This is a genomic window from Streptomyces sp. bgisy130, assembly GCF_057708345.1.
The window spans coordinates 148030-167546 of record NZ_JBYISA010000017.1; the positions used below are offsets into that span (position 1 = coordinate 148030).

At 71.2% G+C, this 19517-nt stretch carries 17 protein-coding genes; 10 read left to right on the plus strand and 7 right to left on the minus strand.

Features of this window, described 5'->3' with window-relative positions; translation table 11 throughout:
* Positions 1-53 precede the first annotated feature (53 nt).
* From AC3EUV_RS22405 to AC3EUV_RS22415, 3 genes are all read right to left on the minus strand, one after another.
* Positions 54-809 carry a 4'-phosphopantetheinyl transferase family protein gene (locus AC3EUV_RS22405; RefSeq protein WP_435603708.1) on the minus strand — a complete coding sequence of 252 codons (756 nt, stop codon included), beginning with the start codon at positions 807-809 and terminating at the stop codon, positions 54-56.
* A 33-nt stretch (positions 810-842) separates the two neighbouring features.
* The gene (locus AC3EUV_RS22410; RefSeq protein WP_432142433.1) at positions 843-1874 is read right to left on the minus strand and encodes a hypothetical protein; all 1032 of its coding nucleotides are present in this window, start codon (positions 1872-1874) and stop codon (positions 843-845) included.
* 190 nt (positions 1875-2064) lie between these two features.
* Positions 2065-2715, minus strand: coding sequence for a hypothetical protein (locus tag AC3EUV_RS22415; protein ID WP_432142434.1), 651 nt, complete (start codon positions 2713-2715; stop codon positions 2065-2067).
* 350 nt (positions 2716-3065) lie between these two features.
* On the opposite strand from AC3EUV_RS22415, the gene AC3EUV_RS22420 reads away from it, so the two are divergent.
* The 6 genes from AC3EUV_RS22420 (at position 3066) to AC3EUV_RS22445 (ending at position 9228) form a co-directional block, all read left to right on the plus strand.
* Positions 3066-4034 (plus strand): alpha/beta hydrolase, encoded by a 969-nt coding sequence (locus tag AC3EUV_RS22420; protein ID WP_435603709.1) that lies wholly within the window; start codon positions 3066-3068, stop codon positions 4032-4034.
* Positions 4027-5187, plus strand: a complete 1161-nt coding sequence (locus tag AC3EUV_RS22425; protein ID WP_435603710.1) for an acyltransferase family protein — start codon at positions 4027-4029, stop codon at positions 5185-5187. The genes AC3EUV_RS22420 and AC3EUV_RS22425 overlap by 8 nt, the downstream gene beginning before the upstream one ends.
* A 124-nt stretch (positions 5188-5311) precedes the next feature.
* The gene (locus tag AC3EUV_RS22430; protein ID WP_432142454.1) at positions 5312-6559 is read left to right on the plus strand and encodes a sensor histidine kinase; all 1248 of its coding nucleotides are present in this window, start codon (positions 5312-5314) and stop codon (positions 6557-6559) included.
* Complete coding sequence (locus AC3EUV_RS22435) at positions 6556-7227, plus strand: response regulator (protein ID WP_432142437.1); 672 nt, start codon at positions 6556-6558, stop codon at positions 7225-7227. Before AC3EUV_RS22430 ends, AC3EUV_RS22435 begins: the two co-directional genes overlap by 4 nt.
* Before the next feature lie 237 nt (positions 7228-7464).
* Positions 7465-8052: a hypothetical protein gene (locus tag AC3EUV_RS22440; RefSeq protein ID WP_435603711.1), complete on the plus strand. Its 588-nt coding sequence runs from the start codon at positions 7465-7467 to the stop codon at positions 8050-8052.
* Positions 8053-8271: 219 nt separating this feature from the next.
* Positions 8272-9228 (plus strand): NAD-dependent epimerase/dehydratase family protein, encoded by a 957-nt coding sequence (locus AC3EUV_RS22445; protein WP_435603712.1) that lies wholly within the window; start codon positions 8272-8274, stop codon positions 9226-9228.
* Between the two features lie 79 nt (positions 9229-9307).
* On the opposite strand, the gene AC3EUV_RS22450 is transcribed toward AC3EUV_RS22445, so the two are convergent.
* Complete coding sequence (locus tag AC3EUV_RS22450; RefSeq protein WP_432142440.1) at positions 9308-9844, minus strand: DUF4232 domain-containing protein; 537 nt, start codon at positions 9842-9844, stop codon at positions 9308-9310.
* A gap of 470 nt (positions 9845-10314) precedes the next feature.
* Between AC3EUV_RS22450 and AC3EUV_RS22455 the strand changes: the two genes are divergently transcribed.
* Positions 10315-12501, plus strand: a complete 2187-nt coding sequence (locus AC3EUV_RS22455; protein ID WP_435603713.1) for an FUSC family protein — start codon at positions 10315-10317, stop codon at positions 12499-12501.
* Positions 12502-12547: 46 nt separating this feature from the next.
* Here AC3EUV_RS22455 and AC3EUV_RS22460 read toward each other — a convergent pair whose 3' ends face one another.
* Positions 12548-13519: an NAD-dependent epimerase/dehydratase family protein gene (locus AC3EUV_RS22460; protein WP_435603714.1), complete on the minus strand. Its 972-nt coding sequence runs from the start codon at positions 13517-13519 to the stop codon at positions 12548-12550.
* A 91-nt stretch (positions 13520-13610) separates the two neighbouring features.
* Here AC3EUV_RS22460 and AC3EUV_RS22465 point away from each other — a divergent pair, with 91 nt between their 5' ends.
* Positions 13611-14834, plus strand: a complete 1224-nt coding sequence (locus AC3EUV_RS22465) for a GDSL-type esterase/lipase family protein (RefSeq protein ID WP_432142442.1) — start codon at positions 13611-13613, stop codon at positions 14832-14834.
* 194 nt (positions 14835-15028) lie between these two features.
* Entirely contained in the window at positions 15029-16117 is a 1089-nt protein-coding gene (locus AC3EUV_RS22470; RefSeq protein ID WP_435603715.1) for an RICIN domain-containing protein, read from the plus strand.
* 118 nt (positions 16118-16235) lie between these two features.
* Here AC3EUV_RS22470 and AC3EUV_RS22475 read toward each other — a convergent pair whose 3' ends face one another.
* Positions 16236-16961: a ribonuclease H family protein gene (locus AC3EUV_RS22475; RefSeq protein ID WP_435603716.1), complete on the minus strand. Its 726-nt coding sequence runs from the start codon at positions 16959-16961 to the stop codon at positions 16236-16238.
* Between the two features lie 53 nt (positions 16962-17014).
* Positions 17015-17692 carry an AIM24 family protein gene (locus AC3EUV_RS22480; RefSeq protein ID WP_435603717.1) on the minus strand — a complete coding sequence of 226 codons (678 nt, stop codon included), beginning with the start codon at positions 17690-17692 and terminating at the stop codon, positions 17015-17017.
* 448 nt (positions 17693-18140) lie between these two features.
* On the opposite strand from AC3EUV_RS22480, the gene AC3EUV_RS22485 reads away from it, so the two are divergent.
* Positions 18141-19478, plus strand: coding sequence for a sugar transferase (locus tag AC3EUV_RS22485; protein WP_435603722.1), 1338 nt, complete (start codon positions 18141-18143; stop codon positions 19476-19478).
* Positions 19479-19517 lie beyond the last annotated feature (39 nt).

Sequence of the window (19517 nt, forward strand, 5' to 3'; positions counted from 1 at the left end):
AAGCTATTTTGCGCTCGCTATCCTCAAACGCTAGCAGTCGGCCGCGAGGAAGATCAATCGTAGGTGTTTTGGATCACAGGCCCCTCCCCGGCATCGGAAACCCGGGTGGCTACGGCCGCTCTATGGCCGTCCGCCACCACGACATCTGCGATCTCCCATCCGTGCGGCTGCACGGCCCCGTGGGCCGCCGTACCCAGGTAATCCAGGGACGGATCACGCCCGAGGCCGGTTCCCAGGCCCTTGAGATATGCCTCTTTCCGCACCCAGACCCGCGCGAACGCGGCCCCGCGCTCCCCCTCCTGGTATGCCGTCAACTCGGCGGCCTCCTCCGGGTGCAGTGCTGTGGCGACCCCGTCGACGGTCCCGGCAGCGGGCACCGCCTCGATGTCGACCCCGACCGGCACCGCCGCGAGCGCGATCAGGCCGAGGTGACCGGCGTGGGAGAGCGAGAAGTGCACCGGGTTGCCGCGCACGACCGGACGGCCGTGCGGGCCGCCGCACGTCGGGCAGGGGGCCCGGTCCAGAGGCACCCGCGCGGGCTCGGCACCGAGACGGCCACCGAGCAGCATCCGCAGCGCGACATGGGTGACCAGGTAGGTGTTCCGGTCCTCCGCGCGCCGGAACTCCCCAGCGCGGTCCAGCTCGTCCCGGCTCAGCACCGAAGGGACCAGCTCCGCGGCCGCGGACAGCAGGTCAGCGGTACGGGTCAGCCAAAGATCCGCCGGCTCCCCGGGTTCCGGAGGGCCCGGCCGAGGGCTCCAGGTCTCGGTGCTGAGCAGTGCGGCGGCGCGTGGCGCGGGAAGGGTCACCCGCGCAGGATACGAACTCCTGCCCCCGGGAAGTCAGCCGTTGATCAGGTGGTCGGTGCCGGGTACCAGGTGCTGCTGGTGCGGCGTCATGTCGTCCACGTTCACCGTCTTGATGATCCAGCGACTCCGGAGCGCCTCGGGGTCGCCGACCTTGACGACCTCCTTGGCGTGGATCGTGTGGTTGTTGTAGGTGATCACGAAATCGCCGGGCTCGATGAAGACCCGCTGCTTGAGGGCGTGCAGGGTTGCGGCGACCTTGGGGACGAGGGCCTTGGCGGCCTCGGTGACCCCCACCGTCCGGTTCTCGAAGAAGCGCAGGTCCTCCGGGCCCCCGCCACCGATGACCGGGTGCTGGTCGGCCTCGCCGAGCTCGACCCGGCCGCCGCCCATCGTGCTCAGATCGTCAAAGGGCGTGTAGAACTCGTGGGAGCGCAGCAGCGCCAGCTCTTCCTCGGTGAAGGCGGCGATGACATCGATGTTCCGGGCGAACGAGGTGTAGACCTCGTTCACGGGATTGCTGCGCATACCGACCATGTACACCTGGTCGGGCCGCACGAAGTGATTTGCCAGGTCCTTGTGAAAATGAATCTGCTTCAGTGCCTTTTGCGACTGGCTGCTCTGTAGGTGCCGCTGCGGGTAGATGTCCTGGAAGACATCGCCGTCGTTGACATTGACGTATCCGATGGCCGGGGTGTTGGCCAACTGGGCGAACAGCGCGAGGAATCCCTCGGCGATGAAGGTCTTCTTCAGCTCGTACTTGGAGCGTACGGGCTGGTCGAAGTCGAATATGGGGACCTCGTGGTCGTAGGGGACGTTCTTCAGGACCACTACGGGCTCGGCGCCGCGGTCGCGGGCGGCCAGCGAGTCGACGTAGGTCCGGAAGCGTTCCGGGATCAGGCCGTTGGCGATGAGCTGTCCCACCTGGTAGCGATGGGCGTCATAGAGGCGGTAGGGGTTCGCGGTGATGTTGTCGAGCGACGATTCCAGGGCTTCGCGCTCCGCATCCGTGAACACAAACTCTGGACTGATGGTCCAGCTGGTCCCGGTAGCAGCTTCGACAGTCATTTACGCTCCTTGTGGGAATACCCTCACCGCTGGCGGAGGAGGTTTCCATGCAACGCACAGCCGGATGACGAGTTCGGCGCTTCGGAGGCAGTCAACTCCGGCCATTTCACGCTGTCCATGTATTTGAGACAGAGTCAAAATCATCCGGCAAGCGCTGCTGACCGCACCCTGAACGCGGGCGCCGGGAACGTCAAAGCAGCTGTGGAGCCATGTTTGGTTCTGCGGTGAATTGAGCGGTGATCAGCGCCGAACCGACGGGGGTCAGGACATGTACCGAGGGCACCAGGATCAGCCCGCGCTCGACGCCCGCCGGACCGCTTCGGGCCTCGCGCACGGTGAGGCCGGGCAGGCTCTCCACGACCCGCCGGACGCCGCACGAGGCCAGGTTGTGGGCGCGTAGCGCGACATCGGACTCCAGCGCGGTCCTGATCCGGGGCCAGTCGCCGAGCAGGCATTCCTGGAAGAATTCCCGCGTCGACTCCGCCAGCGGCCCGAGGACCGTGAAGTCGGTCTCCGAACGGCTCACCGCTCCCACCTGCTGGCGGAGTAACTGCGCTGTCACCAGGCGGATCCCGCGCTGTACCACGGCCTGGGGGAAGTTGAGCGCGTGCCGCTGCCCGAACTGGGGGATGCGACGGCGCCAGCCACGCAGCGCCGGATACGGTCCGCACAGCGCCTCCGCCGCCGCCAGCACCTCCAGGAGCGGCGAAATCAGAAAGCGGCAGCCGGACAGGTCATTCGCCGAAATGCTCAGTAACTCCTGGCCGTTGCGCTCCGGACGGGTCGGCAGCTGCCGGCCGGCGCGCTCACCGGCCAGCGGGGGCGGCGTGGTCATGGACATCGGGTGTGGTGCTCCTCCACTCGACCTTTATGACCGCCGGCGGTCTCCGCAGTACGGGTGACGGTCACCGAGCCGTTTCCAACGGTGTCGGGTCAGCAGAATCCCCCGGCACGGGGGCGGATGTCCGCCCGTCTCCGCACACGGAACGCTCAGACGCTCAGCTCCTGGATGGAGATGACGTTCACCCACCGGACAGCATCGCGCCGCCCACCGCCGCCCCGCCCCCTACCCCTGCTACCTGAGAGCCAGTCCGGAAGTGCGCTCCCCGGCGGGACGTCGACCAAGTGCCCTGCTCCATAGCTTCGGTACCGGAAGCACGACCGGCTTCCGGTACGGAAGGACCATTCATCATGGCGTCCCGCCCGCGCGGCAGCCGTCCGCTGCGCACTCTCCTCGCCGCTTTCGTCGTCACCGCGGTAGTGGTGCCCGTCTCGGGTGCGGCCCGCCCCGCGGCCGTCCCGGCACCCGCCCCCAAGGCCCTCGCTCCGCTGCGGTCCGCCGCCCCCGGCGCGCTCGCCGAGCGCTACGCCGTCAACCGCGAGGGCATCCGCGCGGCGGAGCGGATGGCCGAGGGCCACGGCGACCGGGCGCGGGCCGAGGTTCTGCGCGGTATGGCCGGCCCGGAGCGGCAGTTCCTGTTCTTCGACGGCCGCGACGGAGGCCGTACCACCGAGGTCTTCGGCGACCTGGCACGGGCCGAGCGGATCGCCGTACTGGTGCCGGGTTCGGACACCCACCTCGACAGGTACGAGCGTCTGCGGTCCGGCGCGGTGGCGCTCCGGAAGGAGTTGGGCGGCCGGTCCGCCGTCCTCGCCTGGGCCGGGTACCGGACGCCGAGCACGGTGAGTCCCGATGTGCTCACCCCCGGCCGTGCGGCGGAGGCCGCTCCCGGGCTCCGCGCCTTCGTCGGTGCCGTGGCGAAGCTCCGTCCCACGGCGCGGCTCTCCGTGCTCTGCCATTCGTACGGAGCCGTGGTCTGCGGCCGGGCCGCGCCGGGGCTGGATGTCGCGGACCTGGTGCTGTTCGGCAGCCCCGGCGCGGGGGTCGGGAACGTCTCCGCGCTGCGCACCCCGGCGACCGTATGGGCCGGCCGGGGCGAGGACGACTGGATCGCCGATGTGCCGCACGGGCAGCTGCAACTCCCCTTCGGCACCCTCGGGTTGGGCGCCGACCCGGTCACGCCCGAGTTCGGCGCCCGGGTCTTCGCGGCGGGCCCCGGAGGCCACAGCGACTACCTCGAGCCCGGTTCCGTGTCCCTGCGGAACCTCGCCCGGATCGTGTCCGGCCGGGCCCCTTCCGAGGAGCGCAGCGATGCGTGAGCTCATCCGGCGGATCGCCGCCGCGACACCGGCCGACCGTGACCGCGGCGTCGACGCCCTGCGTGCGCTCGCCATTCTCGGGGTGATGCTCGGACACTGGCTGGTGACCGCCCTGGTCGCCGACAGCGGCACGGTGCGGGCCGCCAGCCCCCTCCAACAGCTGCCCCACCTCACCCCGGTCTCCTGGCTTCTCCAGACCCTGGCCGTCTTCTTTCTGGTGGGCGGTCAGATGGCGGCGAAGAGCCATGCCGCCGCCCGTGCCCGGGGCGGAACCTACCGCCGGTGGCTCGGCGCTCGGACGGCCCGGCTGTTCCGGCCGGTGGTGGCCATGCTGGTCGTCTGGAGCGTGGTGGCGGGCGCGCTGCTCATCGCCGGGGCCGGTCTGGACACGGTCTACGCGCTGGGCAAACTGGCGCTCTCCCCGCTCTGGTTCCTGCTGGTCTTCGCCGCGCTGGCGGCCGCGACTCCGCTGGTCGCGCGGTTGCATCCGCTGTGGCCGCTCGCCGTCGTCCTGCACATCGATCTGATCCGGTTCGGGCTCGGCGGCCCGGACTGGCTCGGCTGGATCAATGTGGCGGCCGGCTGGCTGGTGCCGTACTGCCTGGGCGCGGCCTGGGCCCGGGGCGGGCTGCGCAGCCGGGCGACGGCATGGGTGCTGCTGCTCGGCGGCGGCGCCACCACTGCCGCACTCGTCCTGTGGGCCGGCTACCCGGCCGCCATGGTCGGGGTGCCCGGTGCCGCCGTCTCCAACCTCAACCCGCCCACCCTCGCGGCGGCCACCTTCGGTCTCGCGCAGTGCGGGGCGGCCCTGCTGCTGCTCGGCCCGCTGCGGCGGCTGCTCCAACGCCCCGCGGTCTGGGCGGCGGTGGCGCTGATGAACCTCTCGGCGATGACGCTCTTCCTGTGGCACCAGACCGCGATGATGGCGGTCACCGCGGTCGGTCTGCTCACCGGTGGGTTCCTGCCCGGTCTGCACACCCTTCCCGACGGGGTCGGCTGGATCCTCGCCCGGCTGGCGTGGCTGCCGGTGTTCGCGCTCGCGCTGCTGGTGTGCTGGGCCGCGTTCCGCACGTACGAGCAGGGGCGGCGCGGTGGCAGCACGGTGGTCCGGGCCGGGCGTCCCGCTGAGGCCAGGGCGGTGCGGCGTGTTTAGGATGCACCGTGTGAGCCAGGGGGGCGGGAGAAGCGGGGGGCCGCGGCTGTGGGCGGCCGTGCGGCGGATTCCGCCTACCCTGCGCGAGGATCTGTGGACGGTGGCGCGGGACCCACTGCCCCGGTTGCGCTGGCTGGGCCGGCTGCCGCATGCCCATGTGGTGCTGGCCGCGGTGCTGATGGGCTGGCTCAACGCGGTGCAGAATGAAGGGGACTTCGGGCCGGCCGCGATGACGTCCGTCCTGGTGCTCGCGGTGCTCCAATCAGGCGCCGTGGTCCTCGCGTTGTCCCGCCCGGTGCCCGCCTGGTGGCTGTCGACGATCGCGCTCTTCCTGGCCAGGAACGCCGGTTCGCTCAAGGTCAGCCACGCCCCGCTGTGGTCCTGGAGCATCCCGGGCATCTCCCTGCACGCCCTGGTGCTGTTCCTGCTCGCGCTGCGGGTCCGCCCCCGCGTCGCGGCCGAGGCGCTGGGGTTCTCGCTCCTGGCGGCGCTGGCCGCCCTGGTCTTCGTTACGCCGGCACCGGAGGCGCCCCTGCCGGGTGCGGCCGCTCCGGTCCTCGCGACCTCGTCCCAGGACGTGACGGTCGTGCAGGACGCCGTGACCTTCACGCTCGCGGTGGTGGTGGGCACCTTGCTGCGCGGCCGCCGGGTGGCCCGTACCCAGCTCGTCGAGCAGGAGGTGCTCACCGCCGGGGAGCGGGCCCGGCGCACCCTGCTGGAGGAGCGCAACCGGATCGCTCGCGAACTGCACGACGTGGTCGCCCATCACATGTCGGTGATCTCGATCCAGGCGCAGGTCGCCCCGCATCTGGTCAAGGACCCCACCGACGAGCTCAAGGAGAATCTCGCGGGCATCCGCGGCAGCGCCGTCGAGGCGCTGACCGAACTCCGGCGGGTGCTGGGCGTGCTGCGCTCGGAGGAGGCCCTGGCGGACGGGGTCCGGCACACCCCGCAGCCCACTCTCGGCCGGCTGGACGAACTGGTCGGCACGGTGCGCGGAGCCGGGCTCAGGGTCACCACCGAGATCACCGGCGAGCCGCGCCCGCTGTCCCCGGGGGTCGAGCTGTCGGCGTTCCGTATCGTCCAGGAGGCGCTCAGCAACGCGCTCCGGCATGCGCCCGGCGCCGAAGTGCGGGTGACCCTCGGGTACCGGTCCGGCGGTCTCACCATCCGGGTCGCCAACACCGCGCCGGCCCGGCCCGCCCCGCCCTCGCCGGGCGCCGGCCACGGCCTGCTGGGGATGCATGAGCGCACCGCCATGCTCGGCGGCGAACTCGCCACCGGACCCACCCCCGACGGCGGTTACGAAGTGACCGCGATCCTGCCCGCCCAGGCCGCGACGCCTGCCGACCCCCGTGAGCCTGCCCCATGACGACCATCCGCGTGCTGATCGCCGACGACCAGATGATGGTCCGTCAGGGCTTCACGGTGCTGCTCAACGCCGAACCCGGCATCGAGGTCGTCGGCCAGGCCGTCGACGGCCTCGATGCCATCGCCCAGGTTGATCAACTCGCGCCGGACGTCGTGCTGATGGACGTCCGGATGCCCCGGCTCGGCGGTATCGAGGCGACCCGTCGTCTCACCGGACCGGCCGGGGCCACCGTCAAGGTTCTCGTCCTGACGACCTTCGACCTCGATGAGTATGTGTATGAGGCGCTGCGCGCGGGCGCCTCCGGCTTCCTGCTGAAGGATGCCTCGGCTGATGAACTCGCCCAGGCCGTACGGGTGGTGGCGGCCGGTGACGCGCTGCTCGCCCCGAACCTCACCAAGCGCCTGATCGCCGAGTTCTCCCGGGTCACCAGCGCACCGCGGGCCCCGCTCAAGGAGCGCGTCGGCGACCTCACGGAACGCGAGACCGAGGTCCTGTCCCTGATCGCCCAGGGCCTGACAAACGGCGAGATCGCGGAGCGGCTGGTGCTGGCGGAGCAGACCGTGAAGAGCCATGTGGGCCGGATCCTGGGCAAGTTGGGCCTGCGGGACCGGACGCAGGCCGCCGTCTTCGCGTACGAGACGGGGCTGGTCCGCCCGGCCGGGTATTGAGCGGCCCGGGGCGGCGCGGCGGACGGACGGGGAACCGGCCGATCCGGCAGGCGTCCCCGGCCCCGACCCCGCTCCGGCATCAGCCGTGGGTACTCCTTCCCGCTCCGCCATCGGGCGGAGCGGCACCCGTCCGTGGAGTGATGCCCGGCGGCGCGGCGGACGGGACCGTGGTGTTCAGCGGGGGATCGACGCCCTGCCGCACCGGATCCGGTGCCGACCTCATCCGCAGGAGGACCCATGCCCCGTATGCGCCGCCCGTTCCTCGTGGCCGGTGTCGCCCTCGCCGTCTGCACGGCGATCGTGCTGCCCCTGGGCACGACCGAACCGGCCGCGGCGGCCGGGACCGAGGCCCGGGCCGTCCGGCCCACCGCCGACGCACCGTCACTGACGGGCTCCGTCAAGCTCGCCCGCCAGCCCGGCGACAATGTCCGCTTCCGCATCGACGCCCATGGCTTCGCCGACAAGGCGCGTGGCACCTTCTACGTCAGCCACCACTTCGGCAAGACCTGGGGCGGCCACTTCAAGGGCCGGATCGACTGCCTGCTGACCGGCGGTCCGGCGGCCGTCGCCACCGGCATCGTGACCGAGTCGCACTTCACGGGCGCACCGGGCATGCCGGAGATCGGGGACCTCAGGGGCAAGCGGTTCGGCTTCACCGTCCTGGACAGCGGCAAGAAGGACCGGCTGGGCTACAGCTGGGCGATGGACGGCGTACCGAAGAACAGCGTCGGCAAGTGCCTGGGCTCGGCCCCGTTCGAGACCCTGGAGAAGGGGGACCTCAAGGTCCACCACTGGATGCCGCCGCGCGAGACCGCCGTGAAGTGATCCCCGCCGCCGACCCGCGGCCACGTCCCCGTCCGGTGATCGCAAGGGCTCGAAGCAACCATGAGTGGCCCTTACTGATCCTCGCCAGCACATCGGTTGCCATGGCACCTCGCAAGAGTTACAGTCTCTAACAGAAGCGAGAAGGTGGAACGAAGCACCACTCGATCCGCCGCCACTCCCCCGCCTTTCGGCCGCTCGGCCCGGAGAGAAGGAACTGCCATGTCTGCTGCCTCGGAACCGCTGCACGTCGTACTGGGCGCCGGCCCCGCCGGCACCACGCTCGCCGGTGAGCTCGTGCGCCGCGGTCACGCCGTACGACTGGTCAGCCGCTCGGCGCCGGAGAACACCGTCGAGGGCGTCCAGCCGTTCGCCGCCGATGTGAGCACACCCGAGGGGGCGCTGACCGCCGTCGAGGGCGCCGCCGTCATCTACCACTGCGTGAATGTCCCGTATCACCGCCAGGTCGAGGTGATGCCCCACATCCAGCGCGCGGTGCTGGCCGCGGCCGAAGCCACGGGGGCCCGGCTGGTCGTCCTGGACACGCTCTACCCGTACGGGCCGACCCGCGGTGAGGTGATGACCGAGGACACCCCGTGGCGGGCGACGAGCCGTAAGGGGCGGATGCGGGCGCAGCTGGACGGGCGCTACCTCGACGCCCACCGGGAGGAGCGCGTCCGCGTCTCCCTCGGCCGGTCGGCCGACTTCGTCGGTCCCGGGGTGCTCAACTCGACGCTCGGCGGATCGGTCTTCCCGGCCGCACTGGGCGGCGGCGAGGTCCTCGGCCTGGGCGACATCGACCTGCCGCACAGCTACACGGACATCCGGGATGTGGCGGCCGGACTCGCCACGCTCGGCACCCGCCCGGAAGGCGACGGCCGGGTCTGGCACCTGCCCACCGCACCCGCCGTCACCACCCGCGAGATCCACGCGATGATCGAGGAGCGGGTGGGCCACCCGGTCCAGCGGGTGGTCCTCACCGAACCCCGCCCGTTCGGGCCGTTCGACGCGGAGTTCATGGACGAGTACGCGGAGATGTTCTATCAGCACACCGAGCCGCAGATCGTGGACTCCACGGCCTTCGAGCGGGCCTTCGGGGTCCGTCCGACACCGCTGGGCGCGACCCTCGACGCCACAGTCGAGTGGTACCGCGCACTGCTGGCCGGCTCCCGGAGCTGACCTGGCCCCGCGAAGGGCGCGGCACACAGAAACCGAGGGCCGACGCACCGTGCGTCGGCCCTCGGTCTGTGGGTACGGGTCAGGAAGCGCTCGGGGGCGTCGCCGACCAGGCGGTCACCGACAGCGCGCCACCGTCGACCGCCTTGTCGAAGCCGACCACGCTGTGCGCGTTGCCCCCCGTCGGCGAGACCTGAAGGTACTTGGCCTGTGCGGACGACGGGCCGGCGTGCGTCCAAACCAGGTCCGCGTAGGCGCTCTTGCCCGGCTTCAGGGTGACCTGGTGCATACCCGGGTCCTTGGCGAAGTAGGTGTCACCGTGGTGCGCGGTGGTCTTGATGGCCGTGTGTCCGGCGCCCTCCAGCGCCAGCCCCGGGTAGCCGCCTATCGCGCAGGTGCCGCCGCCGGTGTTGGTCACCTTCAGGTAGGTGCCCTCGTGGTTCATTCCGGCCTGGCTCGAACCCGCGTCGGTGGTCGTGACCTTCAGCGTCCCCGGCCGGCACGCACCGGCCGCCGACGCGCCCGATCCTGCCGCGGAGGCCATCCCGGCACCGGCGCCCGCGCACAGCGCGACGGCGGCGGCGACGGTGGCGGCGGTGCGCAGACCACGCATCGTCATCAGTCATCAACTCCCTCTTCTCCGGCGACCGGAGAACCTCGGTGGAACGCTGTCCGACCGCCCTCCCGGCTCCGCCCCGCACCCCGGCGAAGGGGGCCGGGAGCGAACGAGCCTTGGCCGCGAGGACAGTCGGTGCGTTCTCGTTCACTTACGCACCACCCACCCTGGGAGCCCCCACTGATGACTGACTAACGCCTCACTAACACCCGATAAGGCTGGAATAAGCGGAGAATTACTTATGCGCGCTACACGAAGAAGGCGCGTAATGCCGGGAGTTGGGGGAACAGCGGGCCGTGGCGCCGCCGGGGGCAGTGCGGCGGAAGCCGGTTCGAGCAGGCGTGCGATGCTGGTGCACTGCGGATCAGGGCAAAAAATGGGGAGTGTACGGCAGCGTGCGGGCAGCGATACGGCGGACTGGGACGCACAGCTGGGACCGCTTCGCGGCATCCGACCCAGGGCTACTGCGGCTGATGGCAGGGCTGCGCACGGTCGGGGCGATCGTGCTCACCCTCGTCGTCCTGGCACTGCTGGACACCGGCGTCACACTGATGGTCGCGGGTGCCATGACCGCCATGGTGTCCACCTTCGCGATCAAGGAGAAGGAGGTACGCGGCCAGGCGGTCACCCTCGCACTGGGCCTGCCCGTCGCGCTCGCCGCGATGTCGCTGGGGGCACTGCTGCACACCCTGGTCATCGCCGGCGACCTGTTCTTCGTCCTGCTGATCTTCGGCGCCGTCTACTGCCGGCGCTTCGGTGACCGTGGCACCGCGCTCGGACTGATCGGCTTTCAGGTCTACTTCGTCTCGCTGTTCGTGCACGCCACCGGCCCGGCCCTGCCCGAGCTGTATCTGACACTGGGCATCGCCTTCGGGTGCAGTGCGGTCGTACGCTTCGCCGTCGTCCCCGAAACCCCCACCCGCACCCTGCGGCGGCTGCGCGAGGCATTCCGGGCCCGGCTCGCCCAGCTGATGGCGACCCAGATGGAGCTCCTGGACGCCGGGCCCGATGACCTCGACGGGGTCCTCGACGCCCTGCGGCGGCACACCGCCCGGCTGCACGAAGCGGCCCTGATGATCCAGGGGCATCTGGAGGAGGGCACCCGGGACGCGGCCACCGCGGGGCTGGTGGAACGCCGTGTCGCGGACGCCGAGATCGCCGCCGAACGGCTGGGGATGCTGATCCTCAACGCCCGCAGCGCCGAGCGCGCGGACACCATCACCATGCATCTGCCGCACGCCCCCGTGCCGGCCACCGCGACCCGGCTGGGGACCGAGGACGAGGCGCTCGCCACCCTGCGCCGGGATCTGCGCGCCTTGCTGCTGCTGGTCGCCCGGCGCGCGCCCGACGACCGCGGCACCGCGCTGGCCCTCGTCCGCAACCGGCTGCTCGGCTACCGGGAAGAGGACGATCTGCCGCGCGCCTCGGCCGCCGTCCAGGACGTCTTCCGCGGGCTCGGCGAGGCCGCGCGTGCCGTCCTGGGTCTGCGGCTGGCGCTGGACGGGCCGCAGGACGAGTCGGACGACTCCCCGGCCACCACGCGCTCGCGTGAGGAGTTCGACGCCGAGGACCTCTCGATCACCGGGGCCGACGAGACCGAGGAGCCGGCCGACGACCGCACCGGGCTCGAACGGCCCACCACCCGGGCCGCGTTCCAGGTCGCGGTGGGCTCGACGCTGGCCATCATCGGCGGTGAGTTCCTGTCCAGCCAGCGCTGGTACTGGGCGGTGCTGACCTGCTGGGTGGTCTTCCTCAACACCGCGTCCACGGGCGAGATCCTGGTGAAGGGCTATCGCCGGCTGGTCGGCACGGTCCTCGGCGTGGTCGCCGGTGTCGCGCTGGCCGGGCTGGTCGGCAACCACACCTGGACCGCGTTCGCCCTGGTGCTGCTCTGCATCTTCGGGATGTGGTTCACCGCGCCGCTGTCGTACGCGCTGATGTCCTTCTTCACCACCGCGATGCTCGGGCTGCTCTACACCCTGCTCAACACCTACAGCTTCGATGTGCTGGTGCTGCGCATCGAGGAGACCGCGCTGGGCGCCGCGTGCGGGATCATCGCCGCCGTCCTGGTGCTGCCGGTGCACACCGACCGCCGTACGGACGAGCTGCTGGGCACGGTGCTGGAACGGCTGCGGGACGTGGTGTCCGCGGCGGTGGAGCAGCTCAGCGGCGGGCCCGCCGTCGACCTGCTGGGCATGGCCCGCGATCTGGACACCGCACTGGACGAACTGCGCGCCTCCACTCAGCCGTTGACGCACCCGATCACCCCGCTCCGCGGCCGCCGGCGGACCGTCCGCTATCTGGTGGCGCTGCTGGAGACCTGCGCGTATCACGCCCGTTCCCTGGCGGCGACGGCGGAACTCGTGCCGTACAGCAAGACCATCGCAGCCGACCCGCGGCTCGGCCGGGCCGGCCGACGGATCGGGCAGAACATCGATCTCCTCGTCGCCCGGGTGCTGGAGGAGAGCACCGAGGGCGAGGTCGACTCCGGTTTCAGCATCGCCGCGATGCTGGAAGCGGCCGGGGCGGGGGCGCTTCAGTCGGGCACGGTCACCTTCCGCGTGCTGCGGCACCTCCAGCGTCTCGACGAGGGCGTGGTGGGTCTCGCCCGGCCGCTCGATGTGCCGGTCGCCGGGCCCAAGGGGAGCAAGGCCGGCTGAGCGGCGGCCGGTCGGTGCGCGGCCGGCTCCGCCGGGCCGGTGCCGGTCATCCGCCGACGGCCCCGGCGTCGTGCCGGGCGAGCACCGCCCGCTCCTCCTCGGGGGAGTAACCGGCCCGCAGCGGCGGCTCACCGCGCCCGCGGTCCCAGGCCAGGATGTCGGCCAGGGTCACCGCCAGCGGGGTCGCGGGCAGCCCCGCCGCCCGGGCGCGCGCCGGACTGCGCTGCTGGGTCGTCCACTGCGGCCGGACGAGCGGGAACATCGGCGGCCGTCCGGCGGGCGACACCGGAACGATCTCGGTCTCGGAGCCCGCCACCCGCGCACAGGTCTCGATCAGCCCGCCGAGGGTGGTCGGCTCGTCCGGCCCCACCGCGTGGAACGCGCCGGGACGCGCGTCGGCCAGCAACCGCACCACCAACCGGGCCAGATCGCGCGAGTCGATGAGCTGCACCGGCTGGCCGGGGTCGGCGGGCAGGGCCACCCGTCCGCCGCGGGCGGCCCGGCGTACCCAGTACGGGACGGCGTCCGCCGGGTCGTACGGGCCGGCCACCCTTCCCGGCCGCACGATCGTCGCCCGTGCGCCGTACCGGGCCAGCACATCGTCCTCGCAGGCCACCTTGAGCGGGCCGTAGGTGTCCTCGCTGAGCTCCTCGGTGTCCCGTACGGGCGGACGGCGCGGGGTGTCCTCGGTCGACCCCGGAGCCACGCCCTCGCGCTGGTACACCGCGTGGCTGGAGACGAACAGATACCGCCCGGCCCGGTCCCCCAGCGCGTCCATCGCCTGCCCGACATGGCGCGGCACATAGCCGCTGACATCCACGACCGCGTCCCAACTGCCGTCGCGCAGGGCCCCGTAGTCACCGGTCTCCCGCTCACCGAAGAGCCGCGGCACCCCGGGGAACAGCTCCGTCCCGGTCTTTCCCCGGCCGAACAGCGTCACCTCGGCGCCGGTGCGCAGCGCCTCGTCCACGATGGCGCGGCCCACGAATAACGTCCCGCCCAGTACCAGAATCCGCATGGTCCCCGACGCTACCGACCATGGCGTCCCGGCGCGGGCGGGGGCCGGAAAATCATGTGCGTATCCGGTACCCGGTTGACAGGCTGGGATCATGAGCCATGAGTCCGCCTCCGCGCCCCACACCGCCGCCCCGCCCCCGGCAACCGGCTGGATCAGCACGCCCGTTACCGCGGACCTTCTGCGCGGTGCGCTCGAACTGGAGCACACCGAGCACGGGGTGCTGCCGCACCGGCTGCCCGCCCGGGCCCGCGCCCAGTGCGCCGACGGACTGCTGGCCATGGCGGAGGCCCAGCCCTCGGGGGTACGCCTGGTGTTCCGCACCCGGGCCACCGCCGTCGAGCTGGACGCACTGCGCACCAAGAACGCCTACGAGGGCGCCCCGCCCCGCCCGGACGGCGTCTACGACCTGTTCGTCGAAGGAAAGCTCGCCGGGCAGGACAGTGTGACCGGCGGCAATGTGGCGCTGGTGGACATGACCACCGGGGCGGCGGAAATCCAGCCCGGCCCGGCCGGCACCGTCCGGTTCACCGGTCTCCCCGACGGCGTCAAGGACATCGAGATCTGGCTGCCGCACAACGAGATCACCGAGCTGATCGCGCTGCGCACCGATGCCCCCGTCGAGCCCCTCCCGGAGGCGGGCCGCAAGAGGTGGCTGCACCACGGCAGTTCGATCAGTCACGGCTCCGACGCCGCGAGCCCCAGCACCACCTGGCCGGCGCTGGCCGCCACCCTCGGCGGTGTGGAACTGACCAACCTGGGCCTGAGCGGCGGCGGCCTGCTCGACCCGTTCACCGCCCGCGCCCTGCGGGACACCCCCGCTGACCTGATCAGCATCAAGATCGGCATCAATCTGGTCAACGCCGACCTGATGCGGCTGCGTGCCTTCGGCCCGGCGGTCCACGGCTTCCTCGACACCGTCCGCGAGGGCCACCCCACCACTCCGCTGCTGCTGGTCTCCCCCCTCCTGTGCCCCATCCACGAGGACACCCCCGGCCCCACCGCCCCGGACTTCAGCAACCTCCGTGCGGGGAAACTCCAGTTCAAGGCCGCGGGCGACCCCGCGGAACGGGCCATGGGCAAGCTGACGCTCAACGTCATCCGGGACGAACTGGCCAAGGTGGTGAAGCAGCGAGCGGCCGGCGACCCGCACCTGCACCTTCTCGACGGCCGCGACCTCTACGGCACAGCGGACTTCGCCGAACTCCCGCTGCCCGACCAGCTCCACCCGGACGCCGCCACCCACCGCCGCATCGGCGAACGCTTCGCCGCACTGGCCTTCGGCGCCAACGGCCCATTCGCGGCAGGGGATGCCTAGTCCGGCGCCAGGGCTCGCCCTTGGGCGCCCCGACTGACCCCCTCGAGTGAACTGCTCCGACCGGAATTCACCGACACCCTGCACTGAGTCCCGCACACCCGCGGAATGCCCGAAAAGGCATACTTCCTTCTTCTTTGGTCGCCAACCTAGGCTGCTCCGTCACTGGGCCGCACCACGCTCTGGAGGAGATTTCCGTGACGCAGATGGCCGACGGTACGTACCTGCTCAAGAACGAAGCGAGCGCCCTGTACCTGGGCGTGCGCGACGGCGACAACGGCTCGACGGTCGAGCTCCAGGAGCCGGCGACGGACTTCCGGAAACGGGAACGCCAGCTCTGGACGGTCGAGGACCGGGGCGACGGCAAGTTCTACCTGGACCGGTGGAGGAGTGCCGATTCCCAGTACCACGCCGTACCCACCTTTTCGCTGCGGAACGTCTACAGCGGCAAATATCTCCGTGTCCCCGGCGACAAGGCGGGAGCGTCGGTGGAGCAGGTGACCCCGCACGGCGCCCTCTCCTTCGACGAAAACGCGACCTGGGCGGTGGAGGAGACGCCGAAGAAGTACTGGGACTTCAAGGGCCTGCTGCTGGGCAACATCGGGCAGTGCTACTACGGCTACGTGCCGGACGACCGGAAGGACGCCGGAGCCCCGCTGTCGACCGACACCATGTCCGTTGCCCTCAACACCGGAAGCTGGTTCTTCGAACCGGAACCCGCCACCGGGCGCCCGGAGCAGGGCGGCGAGGAGATCGGGAACCGCATGGACGCCTACTACGGGACGTACAAGGGCACGTTCCGCCGCGAGCTGTGCCGCGGCGTGCCGGGCGACGAGGCGACCGCCCGTCTCCTGTCGGGCGTCTTCGACCTCACCATGCGCTTCTTCATGGACGGGGGCGGGCAGCACAAGGCGGAGGCCACCTTCCTCCGGCGCGAGTCCGGCGCGCAGCCGTACACCAGCGTCACGGACTACGTGCTCGGTCTGACGCGGGTGCCCAAGGCCGTGGAGTTCAATGCGAAGGGCATGGACGGCATCATCCTCGGAGACCGGTCCGGCGGCAACCCGAACCAGGTCGACGTCTACTCCAACAAGTCGGTCAAGGACTGGATCGCGGACCAGCGCAGTGGTGTGTCGCTCAGCGGCGAGTTCGGCTTCCGCCTGGCGGCGCTGGGCAGCGTGGACGGCACCAGCAAGCCGCAGCGGCTGTACGAGAGCACGACGACCACGATGGGGGCGGGCATGTTCACCGTGCAGCAGACCACCGACCTGGACCGCCAGGACTGACCCGGGCCGGTCCCGGCCAAGGGCTGCGGTGCCACGGCAGGCCGCCCGCGGCCGCCGGCGGCTACCGGAGTCGGAACGGCATGGACGCCGCCCCGTCGCCAGACCCGCCGGACACGGCCTAGTCGTCGCCCGCCCCGGAGCGGCAGTCGGGGTGGCCCCAGCCGTCGGGGTTCTTGGTGATGGGCTCGCCCGCCGCGTAGGAGCGGCCGCAGCGGCAGCGGCCGGGGAATTTGGCGTTGAGGGTCCGCGTCTTTCCCGGGGTGCGCCGCTGCGGTGCGGAGGCGGTCTTCGCCGCCGGGCCGGAGGCCCGTCGCCGGGTGCCGGCGGGCCGCACGGTGTCGGGGGCGGCCGGCGGCTCCGGGGAGCCGAGGGCGCTGCCGGCGGCTTCCTGGACGATCGCCGCCTGGCTCGCCGCCCGGTCGGCGAAGTCGTTGAGCGGGTCGCCGTCCACCTGGTGCGCGGGGACATAGCGGAACTCCACGGAGCGGTCCGTGAGCAGCGCGTCGATGCCGGCGACCAGTTCCTGATTGGCGACCGGCTTGCCCGCGGCCGTCTTCCAACCCTTGCGCTTCCAGCCGGGCAGCCAGGTGGTGACGGCCTTCATCGCGTACTGGGAGTCCATCCGGATCTCGATCGGGACGGCCGGATCGGTGGCTGTCAGCAGACGTTCCAGGGCGGTGAGTTCCGCGACGTTGTTGGTCGCGGTGCCCAGCGGCCCGGCCTCCCACCGGACGACGGTTCCGGCACCGTCGGCGATGACCCAGGCCCAGCCCGCGGGCCCGGGGTTTCCTTTCGAAGCGCCGTCACAGGCGGCGATCACGCGTTCAGCCATGCGCGCGATCATGCCAGGCAGCGGCGCGCCGCGCGAAGCCGGCTCCGCGGGGCCCGCGCGCGGGCTCAGTTGCCGGATTCCTTCTCCGGGCGGAGTTCGCTGGGCCGTACGATCACGAATCCCTCGCCGTCGAGGCGGAGCTGGACGGCCTCCCCGGAGCCGCCCCGGAGCATCGAGCCGAGGCTCTGCGACCGGTGCAGCGTGGTCTGGAGCGCGCTGCTCCAGCCGACCACGGCATCGGTGTCGACGAAGACCGGGGCCTGCGGGGAGACGGGTATGACGATGGGGTTGCCCTCGCACATCACACCGAGCTTGCCGTGGCCGCTGAAGACGGAGTTGAAGAGTCCGCCACCGACCATGCCGGCGCCCTTGACGACCTTGATCTCGTAGGAGAGGGACGGGTCGAAGCACAGCACATTCCGGCCGTTGACGGTGATGCCGTCGCCCGGGGCGAGGTCGATGATGAAGCAGTTGGCGGCCTCGTGCGCGAACCACACCTCACCGCGGCCCCGCACGGCCATCAGCGCCAGCCCCTCACCGGTGACCGCGCGCTTGAGGAACTTGCCTATGCCCTGCCCCTGCTTCTCGAATTGCAGATCGCCGCGGTAGGCGATCATCGCGCCCTGCCGGGCGTAACACTCGCCGTCCAGCGCGTACTTGAGCGATTTGGCATTCTGCTGTGTCATCCCGGGCACGGTGGCCGGTGCGGCCATGTTCTCCGAGGCGAAAAGGTCACTGTTCATGGCCGGAATGCTAGCCGGGGGGTTGCCGCGCACACCCGGAAAGGTCGGGGGAGTCGGGTTCCGGAAGACCTCGGATCCGGCCCCGTTCCGCCCCGGCACAGTGGCCGAGACCGGATCACGCGCTCGTCCGCTTGTAAACAATCGGACACAAGAACACTCAAAATAGGTAAACCACAGCAGTCGGGCGCAGCGTGCTCTAGCGTCACGTCCGACACGGGGGCGGTTGTGGGGCCGGGGGGCTCCAGCCGCGCCGGAAGTGAAGGGGACGACCAAGTGGGGGGCCATGGGGTTGTTCGAAGCTGCCGGAGCAAGGGTGATCGATTCACCTGCCGGCACAGCCAAGTTGGACCGCGTACCGGAACACGACGACAAGAGCAGGCACCGGCCGACGGAACGCCGGCTGCGACAGCTGGCGCCGGCCGTCGACGCCGTGGGTGCCCTGCTGCCGGTGGGGCTGCTCTGTGCCGTGACACAGCAGCCCCAGCCACTGCTCACCGCGGTGCTGGCCGGCGCCTCATGGCTGGCCGTGGGCGCATCGAAGAATCGTTACAGCCGGCAGGGACCGGCCGATGACGATGCCGCACTGCCGGTCTTACGGGACTGGCTGACCATGCTGGGCGTACTGGCCGTCGTCTGCATCGTGGCGCGGGTCGAGGTCTCGCTCAAGATCTGTGTGCTGGCCCTGTTACCGTGCCTGGCGCTGGGCGTGGCCCGGCGCCGGCTCATGCACCGGTATCTGGTGGCCGCCCGGCGCCGTGCGCAGGCGCTGCGCCGGGTGCTGATCGTCGGGGAGGCGGGCACCGTCGATGTGGCGCTCGCGGAGCTGGCACACCGTACCGATCATGAATATGTCGTCGTCGGCAGCTGTCTCGTCGGCGAGGAGAACACCGGCTCGGCAGTGCCCGTCCCGGCCCGGCTCGCGTCGGACGGGAGCGCACCCGAAGCGGCACTGGACGGCGAGACCGTGCTCCGGTGCGCCGCCGACCTCGACGCCGATCTCGTCTTCGTGGCGCCGGGCCGTCAGCTGCCCGCGCCACGAATACGTCGGCTGGCCTGGGCCCTGCATGACGAGGGTCGGAATCTGGCCATACTTCCGGGCCTGATCGATGTCTCACAGCACCGGGTCCGGCTCGCGAAGGCGGCGGGTCTGACGGTGATGCATATAGACCCCGCGGCGCGGCGCGGGGTGCCGGTTCTGCTGAAGCAGGTCACGGACCGGCTGGGGGCGCTGCTGCTGCTGATGCTGCTCTCCCCCGTGTTCGCCCTGGTGGCGGCGGCGATAAGGCTCTCCTCCACCGGGCCGGTGTTCTACTGGCAGATCCGGACGGGCCAGGATCTGCGGCCGTTCCGGATGTGGAAGTTCCGCACGATGGTGGTCAGCGCCGACCGGATGCGGGCAGCGCTGGAGGCGTCGAACGAGAACGACGGGGCGATGTTCAAGATCCGGCGGGATCCACGGGTGACACCGGTGGGCCGGCTGCTGCGTCGCTTCTCCCTGGACGAGCTGCCCCAGTTGTTCAACGTCCTGGCCGGCCATATGTCGTTGGTCGGCCCGCGGCCCCCGCTGCCCGAAGAGGTGGAGCGGTACGACGGGACCGAGCTCCGCCGGTTGTCGGTCAAGCCGGGGCTGACCGGGCTGTGGCAGGTCAGCGGGCGGTCCGATCTCTCCTGGGACGAGACCGTCGCACTGGATCTGAGCTATGTGGACAACTGGTCCTACGCCCGCGATATCAGTGTGCTGGCCCGTACCGTGCGGGCCGTCGTGGACGGGCGCGGTGCGTACTAGCGGCCTTGGGTGTGTGTCCCGCGCCCCGCCGAAAAGAGG